Source organism: Paenibacillus sp. FSL P2-0121 (assembly GCF_037975345.1).
GTDB classification, from domain to species: Bacteria; Bacillota; Bacilli; order Paenibacillales; family Paenibacillaceae; genus Paenibacillus_AQ; species Paenibacillus_AQ odorifer.
This window is the reverse complement of sequence record NZ_CP150245.1, coordinates 6470652-6488379: the sequence shown is the minus strand read 5'-3', so window position 1 is coordinate 6488379 and position 17728 is coordinate 6470652. Positions and strand designations below refer to the sequence as shown.

The 17728-nt window shown below is 43.1% G+C and carries 12 protein-coding genes; 10 read left to right on the top strand and 2 right to left on the bottom strand.

Annotation, left to right across the window (positions count from 1 at the left end):
- Positions 1–26: 26 nt before the first annotated feature.
- The 7 genes from MKY54_RS28695 to MKY54_RS28665 all read left to right on the top strand — a co-directional run bounded on the left by MKY54_RS28695 (position 27) and on the right by MKY54_RS28665 (position 8897).
- Positions 27–1313 carry an aspartate aminotransferase family protein gene (locus tag MKY54_RS28695; protein ID WP_339188730.1) on the top strand — a complete coding sequence of 429 codons (1287 nt, stop codon included), beginning with the start codon at positions 27–29 and terminating at the stop codon, positions 1311–1313.
- Entirely contained in the window at positions 1310–2278 is a 969-nt protein-coding gene (gene argF, locus MKY54_RS28690) for an ornithine carbamoyltransferase (RefSeq protein WP_076182119.1), read from the top strand. Before MKY54_RS28695 ends, argF begins: the two co-directional genes overlap by 4 nt.
- A 297-nt stretch (positions 2279–2575) precedes the next feature.
- Positions 2576–3811 carry an argininosuccinate synthase gene (locus tag MKY54_RS28685; protein WP_076123861.1) on the top strand — a complete coding sequence of 412 codons (1236 nt, stop codon included), beginning with the start codon at positions 2576–2578 and terminating at the stop codon, positions 3809–3811.
- Between the two features lie 93 nt (positions 3812–3904).
- Complete coding sequence (gene argH / locus MKY54_RS28680; RefSeq protein WP_036678523.1) at positions 3905–5320, top strand: argininosuccinate lyase; 1416 nt, start codon at positions 3905–3907, stop codon at positions 5318–5320.
- A gap of 136 nt (positions 5321–5456) precedes the next feature.
- On the top strand, positions 5457–6656 hold the full coding sequence (locus MKY54_RS28675) for a phosphoenolpyruvate hydrolase family protein (protein ID WP_076123857.1): 1200 nt from the start codon (positions 5457–5459) through the stop codon (positions 6654–6656).
- Between the two features lie 152 nt (positions 6657–6808).
- The gene (locus tag MKY54_RS28670; RefSeq protein WP_339188727.1) at positions 6809–8017 is read left to right on the top strand and encodes a Tm-1-like ATP-binding domain-containing protein; all 1209 of its coding nucleotides are present in this window, start codon (positions 6809–6811) and stop codon (positions 8015–8017) included.
- Between the two features lie 43 nt (positions 8018–8060).
- On the top strand, positions 8061–8897 hold the full coding sequence (locus MKY54_RS28665) for a phosphoenolpyruvate hydrolase family protein (RefSeq protein WP_038573568.1): 837 nt from the start codon (positions 8061–8063) through the stop codon (positions 8895–8897).
- Between the two features lie 113 nt (positions 8898–9010).
- Here MKY54_RS28665 and MKY54_RS28660 read toward each other — a convergent pair whose 3' ends face one another.
- A complete protein-coding gene (locus MKY54_RS28660; protein WP_076123851.1) occupies positions 9011–9799 on the bottom strand; it encodes an alpha/beta hydrolase family protein in 789 nt (262 codons plus the stop codon).
- Positions 9800–9987: 188 nt separating this feature from the next.
- Between MKY54_RS28660 and MKY54_RS28655 the strand changes: the two genes are divergently transcribed.
- From MKY54_RS28655 to MKY54_RS28645, 3 genes are read left to right on the top strand one after another with little or no spacing between them, the layout of a single operon-like run.
- Positions 9988–10539 (top strand): type II secretion system protein, encoded by a 552-nt coding sequence (locus MKY54_RS28655; RefSeq protein WP_339188724.1) that lies wholly within the window; start codon positions 9988–9990, stop codon positions 10537–10539.
- The gene (locus MKY54_RS28650) at positions 10523–11065 is read left to right on the top strand and encodes a prepilin-type N-terminal cleavage/methylation domain-containing protein (protein ID WP_339188721.1); all 543 of its coding nucleotides are present in this window, start codon (positions 10523–10525) and stop codon (positions 11063–11065) included. Before MKY54_RS28655 ends, MKY54_RS28650 begins: the two co-directional genes overlap by 17 nt.
- 14 nt (positions 11066–11079) lie before the next feature.
- On the top strand, positions 11080–12879 hold the full coding sequence (locus tag MKY54_RS28645; RefSeq protein WP_339188718.1) for a hypothetical protein: 1800 nt from the start codon (positions 11080–11082) through the stop codon (positions 12877–12879).
- An 84-nt stretch (positions 12880–12963) separates the two neighbouring features.
- On the opposite strand, the gene MKY54_RS28640 is transcribed toward MKY54_RS28645, so the two are convergent.
- Positions 12964–17568 (bottom strand): DUF5057 domain-containing protein, encoded by a 4605-nt coding sequence (locus MKY54_RS28640; protein WP_339188717.1) that lies wholly within the window; start codon positions 17566–17568, stop codon positions 12964–12966.
- Positions 17569–17728 lie beyond the last annotated feature (160 nt).

The following is a 17728-nucleotide window of genomic DNA, read 5'->3' as shown; positions in this document are numbered from 1 at the left end:
AGCAGCCGATGGGAGAGTGACTTAGAATGAGCAAGCTTACACAAGCGGAGTTGGATTCGCAAGCAGGGGCACAGCAGACCGATACAGTAGGATCAGGTACACCGGATGTTGCAACAAGCAAGCTGAGTGCAGTGTTCCCTTCTTACGCCAGATATGATCTCAGCTTAGTTAAAGGCAAGGGCACCTGGGTATGGGATGATAAAGGCAATAAGTATCTGGATTTCACCAGTGGATTGGCTGTGACCAGTCTAGGTCATGCTCCTGAAAAAGTCGGCGCTAAGCTGAAGGATCAGATTGATACGCTCTGGCATGTCTCGAATCTGTTCCATATTCCGGGACAAGATAAAGTTGCCAACCTTCTGACAGAGAATAGCTGCGCTGATCAAGTGTTTTTCTGCAATAGCGGGGCAGAAGCGAATGAGGCTGCTATTAAGCTGGCCCGCCGTTACCATCAGAAGATTAAGGGTGTCGACCGTTATGAGGTTATCACATTCGAACAATCCTTCCATGGACGTACACTGGCCACACTAACAGCTACAGGCCAGCAAAAGGTGAAAGAAGGGTTCCTGCCACTTCCAGCAGGTTTCAAGACCGTACCCTTGCATAATCTCCCAGCGTTAGAAGCTGCTATCGGAGATCATACAGCTGCTATCATGCTGGAGATGATGCTTGCAGAGGGTGGCGTGCTTGAGGTAGAACCTGAGTTCTTGAACGCTGTAGTGGCCTTGTGTAAGAAACACGGATTGCTTCTGATTGTAGATGAGGTACAGACAGGTATGGGACGTACAGGCAAGCTGTTCGCTCATCAGCATTATGGAATTGAACCGGATATTTTCACCTTGGCTAAGGGGATAGCTAGCGGGTTCCCGGCAGGTTTAATGCTTGGCAAAGGGTATTTGCGTGAAGCCTTCTCAGCGGGCAGCCATGCGTCCACCTTCGGGGGAACACCGCTAGCAACAGCTGTTATGGCAGCGACGATTGAGACGATGCTGGAAGATGAGCTTCCACAGCGTGCCGAAGATATGGGTAAGTACCTGACAGATCTTTTGAAAGAGAAGCTGGCGGACTGTTCTTTTGTGAAGGATATCCGTGGTAAAGGGCTGTTGATCGGGATTGAATGTCAATCCCCAGTGGGCGATATTGTACTGGCTGGACAAAAGAAAGGCCTGTTGTTCGTGACAGCCGGTCCTAATGTCCTTCGTCTGCTGCCTAATCTATATGTAAGCAAAGAGGAGATCGACCAAGCGGTGGACATCCTATGCGAACTCATTCATACTTATGCTAAACAAGCAAACGGGGAGGTAAGCTCATGAGTCAGGGCGTACAGAGTAACAAGCACAACATTGCGCAGCAACTGAAAGGCCGTGATTTACTGGAGCTGAACGACTACAGCCCGGAGGAAATTACGTATCTGATTGATTCGGCGATTGAGCTGAAGAAGAAGCAGAAAAATGGCGAAGAATTTCAGCCGCTGAAGGGAAAGACGATTGGACTTATTTTTGAAAAATCCTCTACACGTACACGTGTGTCGTTTGAAGTTGGAATGTATCAGCTGGGAGGGCATGCCCTTTTCTTGAGCAAAAATGATATCCAGCTTGGACGCGGAGAAACTGTTGGAGATACAGCGCAAGTAATGTCGCGTTATCTCGATGGAATTATGATCCGTACCTTCGGTCATGACAAGGTTGAAGATCTCGCTCGTTATGCTTCTATTCCCGTAATCAACGGTCTTAGTGACCTGGCACATCCTTGCCAAGTGCTGGCCGATTATCAAACGATTTATGAGCACAAAGGAAAGCTCAAGGGCCTGAAGCTGGCTTACATCGGCGATGGCAACAATATGGCGCATTCCTTAATGATTGGCGGAGCTAAGCTGGGCGTGGACGTATCTATCGCCGGACCGGAAGGTTATGAGCCAGATGCAGCGGTTGTCGCAGAAGCTCGTGAGATCGCTAAAGAAACCGGAGCGAAGATTGTGGTCACTCGCAGCCCGCAAGAAGCTGTACAAGACGCTGACGTCATCTATACAGACGTATGGGCGAGTATGGGCTTCGAGGAGGAGCAAAAGGCACGTGAAGCGGCATTCAAGGACTATCAGGTCAATGAGGAGCTTGTAAAAGGCGCTAAGAGCGATTATCTCTTCCTGCACTGTCTGCCAGCCCACCGTGAGGAAGAGGTCAGCACAGGCGTGATTGACGGCCCTAACTCGGTGATCTTTGATCAGGCTGAGAACCGCCTGCATGCGCAAAAAGCTTTAATGGCTGCGTTGATGAGTTAAGGAATTTAAAAAATATAAAATAAAATATAAATTACTATATAAATTGAATTAATGTTGGGCGAAGTTAGACTTTGGACGATGGAGTAATGGAGCGGAATTTTTGGAACTGTAGGAGCGTAGCGTTCGCCTTTATCATCAGATTTTATCCGCACAATGCGGTTTGAAATAAAAGAAATCTGATGATAACAGCGACCGGAAGTCCAAATATTCAGTGTAATTGCGATTTATCGTCAGAGTGCTGGCAAAGGCACGTTTATTTTAATTTATATAGCCCACACGAAAGGAAGTTGCCACACCATGGCTAAAGAAAAAATTGTACTCGCCTATTCCGGCGGATTGGATACATCTGTTATTTTAAAATGGCTTAAAGAAACTTATGACGCGGAGATCATTGCCTTCACTGCTGATATCGGCCAAAAGGAAGAGCTCGACGGTTTGGAGGAAAAAGCACTCGCTACTGGCGCATCGAAAGTATACATTGACGACCTGCGCGATGAGTTCGCTAGCGATTTCATCTACCCGATGTTCCAATCTGGCGCCCTTTATGAAGGCCAATACTTGCTCGGAACTAGTATTGCTCGTCCATTGATTGCTAAGCGCATGGTAGATATCGCCATCGCTGAAGGCGCAACGGCTATCGCGCACGGCGCGACAGGAAAAGGGAACGACCAAGTCCGTTTCGAGCTTGGCGTAGCTGCATTGGCTCCGAACATTAAGGTGATTGCACCTTGGCGTCTAGAAGAGTTCCGCAATCAATTCCCAGGTCGTGCGGAAATGATCGCTTATGCGGAAGCTAATGATATTCCGGTACAAGCCTCTGCGGCGAAGCCGTATTCGATGGACCGTAACCTGCTGCACATCAGCTATGAGAGCGGCGTACTGGAAGATCCTTGGTTCGATCCAAGTGCACCAGAGAACAAAGGAATGTTCCTGCTGAGCAACGCTCCTGAGGATGCTCCGGATGAAGCGGAATATTTGGAGCTCGAATTCGTTAAGGGAGACTGTGTAGCCCTGAATGGTGAATCCTTATCCCCACTTCAAGTTATGGAGACACTGAATGAGCTAGGTGGTAAACACGGTATTGGGCGTGTGGATATGGTTGAGAACCGCTTTGTCGGCATGAAGAGCCGCGGCGTGTATGAGACTCCAGGTGGAACAATCCTGTTCGTCGCTCATCGCAAAATGGAATCCATCACGATGGACCGTGAAGTGATGAACCTGCGTGACAGCCTGATCACTCGTTACAGCACTTTGGTGTATAACGGTTTCTGGTTCGCTCCAGAGCGTATCGCACTGCAAGCTCTTGTAACACAGAGCCAACAAAATGTAACGGGTACTGTTCGTCTTAAACTGTACAAAGGCAACATCATCGGCGCTGGAGTGAAGAGCCCAGTCAGCCTGTACAATCCTGAGATTGCAACGATGGAAGCTGATCCTACACAAGCTTATGATCAAGGGGATGCCACTGGTTTTATTCACTTGAACGCATTGCGCCTTAAAGTTTCTACAGGTGTAAATGGAGCTTCTAAATAGTACGATAACATATACTTAAACGGGCAACCCCGAAGGCCGTTCCTCCCGTCAGGATAGGAGCGGCCCTCTGGCGTCCAAGAGGAGGAACAATAGGTGAGCAAGCTTTGGGGCGGACGGTTTACTAAAGGAACGAACAAGCTGGTTGAGGAATATACGGCTTCCATTGGCTTTGATAAGGCTTTGGCCAAAGAGGATGTGCAAGGCAGTCTGGCACATGTCACGATGCTGGGCAAATGCGGAATCCTTCCACAAGAAGACGTGGAAACAATCAAACAAGGTCTGAACAAAGTGCTGGACAAGGTTAATGCTGGAGAGGTCGTTTTCTCAGTATCGGATGAAGACATCCATATGAATATTGAAAAACATCTGATCGAGGAAATCGGTCCAGTTGGTGGTAAGCTGCACACAGGACGTAGCCGTAACGATCAAGTGGCGACGGACATGCACCTTTATTTACGTGGCCGTGTAGTTGAGCTAGTTAGTTTGCTGCATGAGCTGCAGGAAGCTTTGATCGAACAAGCAAAAGACAATGTGGAGACCATCATCCCTGGTTATACGCATTTGCAACGGGCACAGCCGATCCTGTTTGCTCATCACTTGCTGGCTTACGTATCGATGTTCCGCCGCGATGCAGAACGTCTGACGGACAGCTACAAACGGATCAACGTGCTGCCACTCGGAGCAGGAGCGCTTGCGGGAACGACCTTCCCGATTGACCGTCATTTTGTAGCGGAACAACTGGGTTTTGACAGTGTGTATGAGAACAGTCTGGATGCTGTCAGCGACCGCGATTTCATCGTGGAGTTCTTGGCGAATGCTTCCCTTATCATGACACATCTATCCAGACTCAGTGAGGAACTGGTCCTGTGGAGCAGCACAGAGTTCAGCTTTGTAGAACTGGATGATGCTTTCTGCACAGGCAGCAGCATTATGCCGCAGAAGAAGAACCCTGACGTACCAGAACTGGTACGGGGCAAAACAGGCCGCGTTTACGGCAACCTGATTGGCTTGCTGACGGTGCTGAAATCATTGCCACTGGCGTACAACAAGGATATGCAGGAAGACAAAGAAGGCATGTTCGATACGGTTACTACGCTGACTGGTGCACTGCAATTGTTCGCGCCGATGATCTCCACTATGAAGGTGAACAAAGGTCGTATGCGTGAAGCTGTGAACACGGATTTCTCGAATGCAACGGATATCGCCGACTTCTTGGTAGGCAAGGGTCTTCCTTTCCGCCAAGCGCATGAAGTAATCGGAAAAACAGTGCTCTATTGCATCAACGAAGGCAAATTCTTGTTGGATTTGACGCTGGAAGAGTTCAAGCAATTCTCACCGCTGTTCGACGAGAATATCTATGCTGTTCTTCAACCGGAAGCTGTAGTTAACGCTCGTAACGTTTATGGCGGCACAGCCACCGTTCAGGTGAAGGCTGCAATTGAACGGGCAGAGCTGGCATTGCACGAAGCTAATGAATGGGTTGTACAACACGGAGACGCTATATTGTAAACCGTATCAATATCAAATCTCGCCTCAGACCTTTATAGGTATCAGGCGGGATTTTTTTATTATCTAAACGAACTATGACTGGATTAGCAGTGTTCTTTACGGTTATCCTTAGGTTAGGATAGGAGGGTTCGTAGATATGAACAGAAAGCAAACCCTAGACGAGCTTAGATCGGAATTAAAAGTAGGCAATCATATTATTGGAGTAGCCACCGGTGCTGGTATAACGGCAAAGTATGCGAAGCAAGGTGGAGCTGATTTCATTCTGATGTTAAACTCGGGTAAGTTTCGCCAGATGGGGAGGAGCTCTCTCGCTGGTATTTTACCATTTTGTAATAGCAATGATATGGTGATGGACTTTGCATCTAGAGAGATCATACCGTTGGTCAGAGATATCCCTATTATTTTTGGCCTCAATGCAACTGATCCGACCAAAGATATGGAATCCTATATAAGTGAAATAAAGAATAGAGGCTTTGCCGGCATTAATAATTACCCCACGGTGGGTTTAATAGATGGTCAATTTGGAGAAGCGCTCGAAGAAGAGGGGAATGGTTATCTACTTGAAGTAGAAGCCATAAGAATAGCCCATGAGAAGGGTTTGTTTACCATTGCTTTTGTATTTGACGAAATCCAGGCAGCACAGATGATTGAGGCTGGAGCGGATATTATTTGTGCACATCTAGGTCTAACAGAAGGCGGGTTATTAGGCGCTAAGAAAGTATTCTCTCTGGAAGCTGCCAAGGTTAAAGCGGACAAGATATTTAATACATGCAATGAGCTAAAGCCAGATTTAATTAAGCTGGTTTACGGTGGTCCGGTGAAAACGCCAATTGATGTGCAATATATGTACAGCAATAATCAAAACTTGATGGGATATATCGGAGGCTCTGCTTTTGAAAGAATTCCCTCGGAGAAGTCCATTACAAATATAACCAAAGCTTTTAAAGTGTCGGGGACGCTGGATGAAGATGATTTTATGGTCAAAATGTTAGACGGCATCACAAAGCACTATGATTATGTTGAATTTGTAAAAGAATACGTAGCTCAAAATTATAGGAATGAGATCTTATTTGCAGATTTAGCTAAGGTGGCGCATGTATCCCGAAGTTATTTGAGTAGTTTGTTCACCAAAAAAGTAGGCTGCAGCTTCCAAACGTATCTCGTGCAATTTCGGATGGATAAGGCGGCGGAAATATTACATAGAGACCCTATCCAGTTATCTGAGCTAGCGCCATTAGTTGGATACCAGGATTATGCGCAGTTTAGCAAAATGTTCAAGAAGTATAAAGGGTTCTCTCCAAAACAATATAAATCTAACATAAACACAAAAACATAAGACATAAAATCGTTTTCATCCATAAATCAAAGAAGTATGATTAACTCATAAGTTGATCATGCTTTTTTTTGAAATATAAGAAAGCATAAGTTTCACATTATACATTATCCTTATATTTCTTGTTGTAGATATTTGAAGAGGAGGTTGAAGAAATGAAGACGATTGCTATTGCCGGAACTTTTGACACCAAGGGTGAAGAATATCTCTACATTAAAAATTTACTGGAAAGCTTGGAGTTAGGTACGTTTACGATTCATACGGGTGTGTTTGAGCCCACTTTTACACCGGATATCTCTAATAGAGAAGTAGCAGCAGCCGCGGGTGTAAGTATAGATGAGCTCGTTGCCAAAAAAGATAGAGCACTAGCAACAGAATTATTAGCCAAAGGTATGGAAAAATTAGTACCTGAATTATATAAGCAAGGCAAATTTGATGGAATTATCTCCTTTGGGGGCACTGGAGGCACTTCACTTGTAACCCCGGGTATGCGGGCATTACCTATTGGTGTACCTAAAGTGATGGTTTCGACCGTAGCTTCAGGAAATACTGCTCCATATGTAGGCACTAGTGATATTGTCATGATGCCATCCGTAGTGGATGTTGCCGGACTAAACTCTATTTCAACAAAGATTTTTACCAATGCAGCTTTCGCCATCGCCGGTATGCTTAAATTTGAGAATAAACAAGTGATAGAGAAAAAACCATTAGTAGCTACAACGATGTTTGGGGTAACAACCCCCTGTGTGACGGCAGCCCGTAACTATCTTGAAGCTAGAGGCTATGAAGTGCTTGTATTCCATGCAACAGGGGTAGGTGGCCAGTCCATGGAAGCGCTAATCGAGGCTGGTTTTATTGAAGGTGTATTGGATCTGACCACAACAGAATGGGCGGACGAAATTATTGGCGGCGTGCTGAATGCTGGACCTCATCGGTTAGAAGCTGCTGGTAAACATCATATTCCACAGGTTGTCTCGGTAGGCGCGCTTGATATGTGCAACTTTGGTCCTTATGATACGGTACCAGCGAAATTTGCTGGGCATAAGTTTTATAAACACAATCCAACAGTTACTCTGATGAGAACAACAGTAGAAGAAAATGAAGCCATCGGCAAAAAGCTTGTCGAGAAATTAAATATGGCCAAAGAGAAAACGGTGTTAATGCTGCCGCTTAAAGGGATATCCGGCATTGATGTTGCAGGGGAAGCTTTTTATGGGGTAGAGGAAGATCAAATGTTATTTGATACCTTAAGAAATGGTGTAAACAGAAATGTTGTCGAGGTTATCGAAATGGATTGTGCCATTAATGATATGGAGTTTGCAGAAGCAGCAGCGCAGAAGCTAATAGATCTCATGAGCAAATAAGGCTTTTATAAGATAAATAAATATTTAAATGGAGGCGTTACACATGAACAAAAATACAAGAACTGAAATCATGGCGAAGTTTAGAGAAGAAGTGGCAAATGGAAAGATTCTTTTAGGCGTGGGAGCCGGCACTGGAATTACTGCAAAAAGCAGCGAAGCTGGCGGAGCAGATATGCTGATTGTTTATAATTCAGGAAGATACAGAATGGCAGGCCGTGGATCACTGGCAGGGTTATTATCTTATGGGGATGCCAACCAAATTGTAGTCGAAATGGGCTCGGAAGTATTGCCTGTTGTTAAAAACACCCCTGTATTGGCAGGCGTATGCGGAACGGACCCTTTTAGAGTAATGGAAGTTTATTTAAAACAACTTAAGGAACAAGGTTTTAGCGGCGTGCAAAACTTCCCAACCGTAGGTTTGATCGATGGCGTGTTCAGACAGAATCTAGAAGAGACCGGCATGGGATATGGTTTAGAAGTAGATATGATTAGAGCTGCGCATGAATTGGATATGCTCACCACTCCTTATGTATTCGATCCTGAGCAAGCAAAAGCCATGGCAGAAGCAGGCGCAGATATTTTGGTGGCACATATGGGCTTGACTACCAAAGGTACAATTGGAGCTAAGACCGCTCTGACATTGGATGATTGTGTAGAAAGAATCGAAGCGATTATTAAAGCAGGGAAAGCAGTAAATCCAGATATTATGGTGATTTGTCACGGTGGACCGATTGCAGAGCCGGAAGATGCGGCGTACGTAATTGAACGGACAGAAGGCATAGACGGATTCTTTGGTGCATCGAGTATTGAAAGATTTGCTGCTGAAAAAGGAATCACAGAACAGACTGGATTATTTAAAAATATCACCAAACAAGCATAATTGCCTTCGGCGTCCTTATAATTAAAAAGAACCCTCCGAAGAGGGTAATCTGAGTAGAACAGATATTAAGATGCAGCTTATGGCTGCATCTTTTTGTTGTCTATTAAGTACAGCTAGTTACTTTTTAAAGGTAGCCATGCCAGCACATCGCGGATTTTGGCATCCCAGTATCCCCATTCATGTGTCCCCGGACCTTCTTCATAGGTTAAAGAAAGTGAGGTTGCCTGGCAGGCATCGCGGAATCTCAAGTTATCGGTATATAGGAAATCTTCTGTGCCACAGCATTGATACAACGCTGGTTTTGGTCCCGTGGAGCGGTTCACTTCCTCAAGCAGCCAAAGAAGGTCTTCCGGCGTTCCGGCGGTATCTTCTTTTCCGAAGATCATTTCGTATTCTTTACTTTTAGTGGTAGCACCTTCCCCGTTCAAGAAATTATGCGCCATATCAAGTGCTCCAGACAAACTCGCTGCCGCTGCAAAAGACTCGGGTTTACGCAGTCCCAGCTTAATTGCTCCATAACCACCCATCGACAACCCGGCTACAAAGTTCTCCTCGCGTTTATCAGAAAGCGGGAAAAATGAGCGCGCCAGCATCGGCAACTCCTCACTAATGAAGGTCCAATAACGGCCTCCCATCGCCATATCTGTGTAGAAACTGCGGTGCACATTCGGCATTACCACAGCTATCCCCATCTCCGCTACATACCGTTCTATGGAAGTCCGGCGCAGCCAGATCGAATCATCGTCAGACAAGCCATGCAGTAAATACAAAGTAGGGTGAAGATCACCTCTTGTTACATTACTCATCCCGATTTGTGTAGTTGTTTTTTGCGGCAAAATTACAGTCATTGAGGTATTCAAACCTAGTACTTCAGAATAAAATTTGCACTCTATTAAAGCCATTTCATTCATCTCCTCTCTTTCCAAATCATAGCATAGACCTAAAGTGAGAGATATTGTAGAAATATCTGAATTATAAGGGTTTTGAGGATTGCTGTAGCTGGATATGAGAGAATATAATGGAAGTAGAAAATTTAGGAAAAACGTGCAAATACGAAAAGTATTTTCATAGGCGAGAGGCGGAAAGTAGGATGAAACCGGGCCTAAAGCAGGAAAAAGGATTTACGTTAATCGAAGTTCTGGCCGCTATTGTAATTTTATCGATAGTTTCTCTGGTGCTTACGTCTTACTTTACTAACGCCATGAGTTACTCTAAATCGAACCAGAACAAAACGATTATGGTCAATCTGGCGCGTAACGCGCTATTTTATGTGGAGAAGCAGGATTTTGAGGCGATGAAGGAATTTTTTATAAAGCAGAATCATGATGCGATAGAGGCGGCGAAATGCCAAAAGGATACGGATGATTCTCTGAAATGTGAGGATTACAAGGGGCTTGTTCAGGATACAGAAATCTTAAACCAGGTTTTGAATCCTGCAATAAATGGTGTGAACTATCAGATAGATATTAAATATCAGCGTGATCTACATAACCAAAGCTTGGAATCTAGTGATCCGGAGAAACAAAATATGGCAGTATATTTGTTACCTGTGTTGGTCAAAGTCAGCAGAGCGGATTCTTCTGGCGGACCTGAAAGTGAACCTGTTGTGGAGGGATATATTACCGATGAGAAAATTCGTTAATCTTCTTCGCAGAGAAGGCGGCTTTACCTTAGTGGAGCTAATTGTGGCACTATCGTTGTTTACAGTTGCAGCGGGAATTATTTCGGGGATAACAATGCTGGGCTTACGAAGCTATCATAAAATATCGATTGAAAACTCATTACGAGACGAAGGTGATTTGTTAATGTCGGCGATTATAACGGAGTTGTATACATTTGCTCCTGAGAAGGTCACTCCAACTATTCTCAAAAATGATGCAGGGACTATTATTGATAGCTACATTACGTTAGAACGTCAGGATGGAACTAAGTCTCAGATTCGTATTGTTAATGGTGCTCTTACAATAGCAAATCCTGATGTAGTCGATCCACCAGTAGATGCAAGAACTGAGACGATATCTAAATTAGAACAGGGTTCTGCTATAACTTTAGAGTGTCAGAATAGCATCCCTTGTGATAGCGGCTTGATATCTATAAATTTATCGCTAGTTCAGAGCTACGACGGAAGGGATTACCCATTGGAGTTGAAAAGTAAATTCGGATTCTAGGAGGAGCAGGAGGGATGAAGAATAATGAAAGAGGCTCAGCTCTAGTATTAGTTATGTTTGTTGCTCTTCTACTTACTATACTCGGAGTAGCTGTACTCGGGGCAACGATGGGTGGCGCACAACGAACGGAGACAAGGGAAAACGACGTGCAGAGCCTGCATCTGGCTCAAAAGGGGCTCGATGAAGCAGCGGCATACATACAGACGAAGTTGGACGGGCGTACGGATATTGACCCTGATCATATGGAAGATGAGATTAAAAGTATTGTTAGTGAGGTGACCACCAAAGTTGTCGGCGTTAACAATGGCGTAAGTACGGGATTATCTGGAGCTGGCGGTACGATCAAAAGTATCACTTATGAGAAGCAGGATAAGCAAAAATATTATGTAGATATTGAAGCACAAGCCACAGTTAATGGCGTCATCAGACAGCTGAGACAAAAGATTGTCATTGATACCTATCCTGATTTTCTTAAATATGCTTTTGGATCGGAAAAAGTATTAACATTAAACGGAGCACCTGGTCTCCATGGCAATATATATGCGGGTGAAGAACTAAACATCAGCGATACGGCTGTTTATACGTATAAGAAAGTGAAAGATCTTAAAGAAAAGACTCAATATCCTAAAGTAGAATTACTAAAAGACTCTGCCAGTCCAGCATCTACGGAACCTCTTCCTGAGGTGCATGTGCAATCACTTGAAAGTATTAAATATTCCGGAAATGGAATTATTAACGCAGCAGTAAATAAAAACAATGCCTCAATTATTCTTCCTAACATACTGGGAGTTAATAAAGAGCAGGTGTTTATCAAACCGCAAAAAAAGTTCGTGCAGATTAATGTGCTGGAATCGTTTCTTGATAAAGTGGAGGAAGCGACAGGGGTGACCGGGAAAAGGTCTGAACTTGAACAAGCTATTAAGGATAATCAACTGGGGAATTATTTAAGCACAACAACATTAGATAGACTACCCGATGAGAATCCACCCTACACTGAGCCAGTACTTGAAGATAATCCGACAAAAGAAGAAAAGGATAAGTACGAACTAGAGTACAGCCAATACTTAGAACAATTGAGCATATATCAGAATTCCTTGTTGGATAAGGATTTGAATAATTCTACTGTTTATAACAGTAATCTGCTTATCGATGGAATTGATTACAAACAGTTAAAGTTTAGTGATGAAGCCAAAACAGGTAATCCTTCTAATAAGCCCAAATGGTTTATTGTTAATGGTGATCTGGAGGTAAATAACTATAGTCCAGATATAACTAAATTTTTGGAGATTCAAGCTAATATTCTAGTTACAGGTAATGTTACTATTAAAGGACAGGTGAAATTCAACTCTACTATGTTTGTTTTAGGAGAAACGAAAGTCGAGGACGCCGTGATCCAAGGTTTAAGTAGTAAGGAGTTAGTCCTCATATCTCAAGGAGATGTGCTCATTAACCGAATTGATACTTTTACTAATCCACCTAAGAAAAAAGTTGAGCAGGATTCATTTTATATGAAAGCTTTTTTTTACACGGATAGTGACGCTGATTTGTACGGAGTGGGGTCAATCTTTTGGTTAAATGGTGGCTTCTTTGCCAAAGGGAATCTTACAGTAAACGCAGTACTAGGAGGAGTAACTGAGCCCTTAGATCCGGCTCTCGGCTTTAATTTTGAAAATCAGGATGCGGATCGATATAATTTGGGTCACCGTTTTCAGATTCAATATAATCAGGATGTTTTTACTCATCAGCAGTCTAGCCTCCCGCGTGTGCAGCAGGTGAATGTAACTGTAGGCCCTCTGGAGCTTGTGAGTCATTGAGACCAATTGAAAAGGGTATCCTTAAGCGAGTGCTTAGGGATACCCTTTTTTTCGTTGGAAGTTTCTTATTTTTAAATGTAAAGATTAGTAACGATCGTCATTCTGGGGTGCTACAACCTTAACTGTAATATCTGCTTCTGCTGTTGTGCCTGTGCTTCCGGTATAAGTAACTGTAATGGTGGTTGATCCCTTTTTGACACCTGTAACAATTCCTCTGCTATCAATATTGGTTCCATTATCGACACTGGCGATTCCAGAATTGTCGCTTACCCAACTTAAGTTACCTTTGATTTGCTCGATCGAGATGGAGGTAGGGAATGCCCATAAAATATTGGTTAACGGGAAAGTATGGCCCACTTCAATAGTAATGGACTGTTCTTTAAATCGTAACCCTTTCAAAGCATCAACGATGTTAACCTCGTGTGTTGAAGTCATATCTTTGAATGAAACCTCAATCAGCAGTCCTTCTTTAGCGGTATCACCAGCCGTCAATTTAGCGGTCGAGCCATCACTAGAAGGCGTAAGAGTAGCAATATGATCATTCGTAATAGTGTCATCCGTAATATTTTTATCCGTTGATTTCACGAATCTCCATCTTAGCGTTGCTGGATCAGCATCCGTAGGATTTCTACTTGCGCTTAGGTCGATTTGTCCTCCTATCAATACCGTTGTTGGACCTGTAATCGACAATGAGGTTAGTGGGTTAGTAACTGTTATGGTTTTATCTTGGGTAATTGGAACCGGGTTACTTGAATTTACAGTAAGACTTACTAGGTAAGTTCCTGACTGCGTCGCACTGAAAATCTTTTCGGTATCATCACCGGGATACTCTGGATTGGTATTAATTACAGCAGTGCTTGCCCCAGAGGTAATGTTTTTAACGGACCAGATATAGGTTATGTTGGTCTCAGGTTCTTTACTGTCTTGGACGTACGAGGCACTTAACGTAATGGATTCATAGATTCTCGCTGTTTCATATCCTTTAATTGATAGAGAACGAGAATTACGTTCTTCTACAGTTATGAATGCAGTACCAGTAACTTCGCTACCATCAAGAGCCTTAACAGTGACTTGTGCTGTTCCTTTGGCCAACCCGATAATATCGCCACTGCTGGAGTCTATTTGTACAACTGAAGCATTACTAGTTGTCCAGAGGAATGCAGAATTACTTAAATCAGAAGGCGTAACTATTGGAATTAGTCGAATCTTATCTCCTACATAAATAGCTTTGTCATCCAATTGCAGGGTTTTAATTTTATATTCGGCTGTAAAAGTTAAAGTCTCAAACGAAACCGTAGTCCGCGCTAAATTAGTCGATGAAGGATCTGTTGGGATTGGAACAGGTAGCGGATAGATTTCCGCTGGTAGGCTACCGGTAAAAGGGAAATGGTATAAAGTGGCACTACTCATATTCATTGAAGCTCCAATGATTGTTCCATACACCTGTCCTCCATCAAAGTTTATAGTAGATCGTGGTGCCAGAATGGTTCCGTATACGTTGGCTTGGGAAATTAGCAAAGGCTTGGCGTTAGGGAAGTTGTATAGCACACGGCTACCGTCGCTCCCCAGTGGGAAATGTAAAAATGGTTCACTGTTACTGTCTTGTTGTACATTAACAATTACCGTTGATCCTTGCGGAACCTTAAGCTCGGAACTGTTAAGCGTATTTAACGCTGAACTAGAAATATTAACAATATTGATATCTGAGTTACCTGTGACCGTAAGTTTTCCGTATTCATGAGTCGCCGTGGCATTGGAAGGCAACTTGGCAATAGCATCAGAGAGTCCAAGGAGATAACTCTCTTGCTTGTTGAAATCGAGAAGTTCTCCGTAATTGATGGTACCATTTTGGATAGAACCAGGACGTTGGTCTTTAACGGTGCCTTTAACCATTAGGTTTCCGTAAACTGTTCCTTCAGGAAGGGAAACATCTCCGCCCGTGACAATACCATATGGCACTTGGTCTTTAAATTGTTCATTTACTGTAATACCCGCGTTGTTGAAGTTGACTGTTCCCCCGGAAGCCAGTGGTCCCTTGATAGTGCCTCCACGAAGTGAAGTGGCATGAAGGATAAATGCGTTGTATTTACCTAAGATTCCCAGAGGTGGCAATGTGGCATGAATATCGACATAACTAAGTTTGGAATCATTTAAAATATAGGTTTGGGTCTCGGTCGGTTTAACTGTGATTTGGAACGTTATAGGCTGTTCAGAGTCTGGTTTATAGATTTGGGCGCCGTTCACCGTTTTCAATGAATAGGTTATGTTATTTAGATTGCGTGTCAATCTAAACCCACTGGTTGCATTTCCAGTGACTATCGTACCGGCTGGTAATTCTCCTGAAATCTCCAGGTTAGGTGGGAGATTCTCGGTAAATACAATATCCGATATTAATTGTGTGTTAGAGGTCTGGTTGACCGTGCCGACTTTATCAAACGGTACAGATTTTGGGGTGATGGAATAACTAAGAGTGACCGGTTCTCCCTTTTCTATTTTGCCGTTCACAACATTCTGAGAGAGAGATCGTGTTACACTCAAATTGGTGTTCGACGGCAGGACATTTACTCTGAGCGTTTTAATTGAGAGCGCCCCATTTTGATCCCAAGCTTTAATTTCGATGTCGAGTAGACCTCCGTTAGGAAGCGGATTGTCAACTGTTCTATATATATTTTGACCGGACTTGATGTCCATCTTGCTTATTTCATTCATAGGAAAGTATGTGTTCCCTGATTTGAAACGGACTTCAGTTGTTAGATCACGATCGTTAAAGTCCAGATCAGTTACTGTATAGTCGACAAGGAGAGTTTTTTGATAAGACGGAATCGATGAATCATTAGCCGGCGTATGCACGGTAATCTCTGGAGCATGATTGGCACCAATAAAAGCACGATACATAGTATTAACGAACAATTGTTGTTCCCAGACAGGGAATTTCTTTAGATTGGCTGGAATATCACTTACTCCAAAAAAGTGACCTGTACCTGAGTAGGTAATATTTCCTTTGGAATATGTGTAATATTGATTCCAGCTATCCTCGGTATCACGTTGGTATTGATTATATTCTCCATTTGGTTTTATCCTCGTACCTGATGCTTCACTTTGAATGTTATACCAAGATACTACTTCAGGATCTTCCAGATTAAGTGTGAAGTACTGGTTATGTGTTGGTGCAATTTGTGGTGTGGAAATATCGATTTGCTGGTTGCTGTCGTCCCTCTTGCTTAGATAAAAAGGATATTGCATCAAAAGCCCGTCATTCACCGGCTTAACCTTGGTGGAAAGATTGATGGCATTATGGCCTAAGTTGGTCTCAGGATTCACCTGACCAGTAATCCCCATGAAATTATTGATCCAGTTCTTTTTATTTGCATCTAAATTAATGATGGTATCGTGAGTGAACAAGGCGCTTTGCTTGAAAGTACCAGTAAATTGTGTAATAGCGTTAATCGCATTAGTGTTTAAATTAGATTTTTTGTAGTATTCGTCTACAAATCCAAAGATGAGCATGTCATAGGTGCCATTTAATCCGTAACTATGTGTTGCAGCATAGCTGTCATCAACATATTTTTTAAATTCAGTCATCGTTTTGATTTTTATATCGAGCTTATAGTCAGATGTATCGAGAAAATTTGGATTCATATTACTAGTGTCTAGGAGGCTGCTTTCCGTTAGAGTGTCAGGCATAATCTGAAGAATATTTACTATGGTTTTCTCGCCACGGTAACGAATTACACCGCTGTCGAAGTCTTTTAATTGTCTACTGTGATAATCATTAACTTCTAGCTTCCAGTAGAGCAACCCAGAGTATGTTTTTGGCAGAGTGTATTCAATAGTTCCGCTGGACGTACTAATCTCAGTTTCAGCAACGACCTGTTCTTCTCCCATTTTGATGGATTTATCAAGACCAACGTACAGTTTGACTGAGAGTGGAGCACTATTTTGTGTAGAGGGTGTGTTGACATTGAAATTAAAAGAAAGCTTCTCCCCAGGAACATAGATTTTGCTGTTAGTTGCATTAGGGTCATAGTTGGGAATTCTATTCGTAATTTGTAGACGAGGGCGTTTCTTCAAGTCGCTTATGTATTTGGAGTCTTGTTTTTTTAAATCGGCAAAAATATCCGCCAGTTCACTGTCATCTACAAACTTAACATTTGGGTTGGAGGTGGAAAGACGATAACTGTTAAAAGAGCTGTACAGTATACCTTGCTCAGTTTGAGGTTTTGCATCTTTGTCTTTAAAGGGCTGGCTATGAAAAAAAACATATAATCCCTTGTTGATAAATTCCTTCGTAATTTGATCAGCCTTCAGATGAGTAATGTCATTCTTCATACTTTTGGTATTAAGGGCCTTAGCTCTATTTTCCTCCGAGGCGGGTTGTTGATTACTTACCTGTGCAGGATTGTAAGTCCCCTTCCCGATATATACCGCATCATATCTCCCGTCCAGATCATCCCGCAGCGCCACAAAGCGCTTCATACTCATCGTGTCGATGGTAAGGTTAGATATTCCCGTTTTTAGAGACGCAAGCTCACTAACCCCACTCTCTGTAACCTCCAGCATACGAATTTGGTATTCATTAGAACTGGCATCGACATTCATAAAGTGATTTTTGATTGGCATAACAAGCAGAAGGAGAAGCAGGGTAGTTACTGTAAAAATAAAAACTTTTTTGTTACTGGCAAGTTTCATTGTCATCTCTCCCTGATTGTTAACTATTGGCAGATATGGTCGTATTCCGTCTCGTATATGCTAGATTCCGACAGCATTTTTCATTCCGTGTCGTTGTAAAATTATCCAATCTATGTTATATACATTCTAGGACATTCAGCATTGATAGACAACATAAATC

Excerpts from the sequence above, each read along its gene's own strand:
- MKY54_RS28640 (WP_339188717.1), bottom strand. The coding sequence starts at position 17,568 with ATGAAACTTGCCAGTAACAAAAAAGTTTTTATTTTTACAGTAACTACC.
- argF (WP_076182119.1), top strand. The coding sequence starts at position 1,310 with ATGAGTCAGGGCGTACAGAGTAACAAGCACAACATTGCGCAGCAACTG.
- MKY54_RS28655 (WP_339188724.1), top strand. The coding sequence starts at position 9,988 with ATGAAACCGGGCCTAAAGCAGGAAAAAGGATTTACGTTAATCGAAGTT.
- MKY54_RS28695 (WP_339188730.1), top strand. The coding sequence starts at position 27 with ATGAGCAAGCTTACACAAGCGGAGTTGGATTCGCAAGCAGGGGCACAG.
- MKY54_RS28685 (WP_076123861.1), top strand. The coding sequence starts at position 2,576 with ATGGCTAAAGAAAAAATTGTACTCGCCTATTCCGGCGGATTGGATACA.
- MKY54_RS28645 (WP_339188718.1), top strand. The coding sequence starts at position 11,080 with ATGAAGAATAATGAAAGAGGCTCAGCTCTAGTATTAGTTATGTTTGTT.
- MKY54_RS28670 (WP_339188727.1), top strand. The coding sequence starts at position 6,809 with ATGAAGACGATTGCTATTGCCGGAACTTTTGACACCAAGGGTGAAGAA.
- MKY54_RS28665 (WP_038573568.1), top strand. The coding sequence starts at position 8,061 with ATGAACAAAAATACAAGAACTGAAATCATGGCGAAGTTTAGAGAAGAA.
- MKY54_RS28650 (WP_339188721.1), top strand. The coding sequence starts at position 10,523 with ATGAGAAAATTCGTTAATCTTCTTCGCAGAGAAGGCGGCTTTACCTTA.
- MKY54_RS28660 (WP_076123851.1), bottom strand. The coding sequence starts at position 9,799 with ATGGCTTTAATAGAGTGCAAATTTTATTCTGAAGTACTAGGTTTGAAT.
- MKY54_RS28675 (WP_076123857.1), top strand. The coding sequence starts at position 5,457 with ATGAACAGAAAGCAAACCCTAGACGAGCTTAGATCGGAATTAAAAGTA.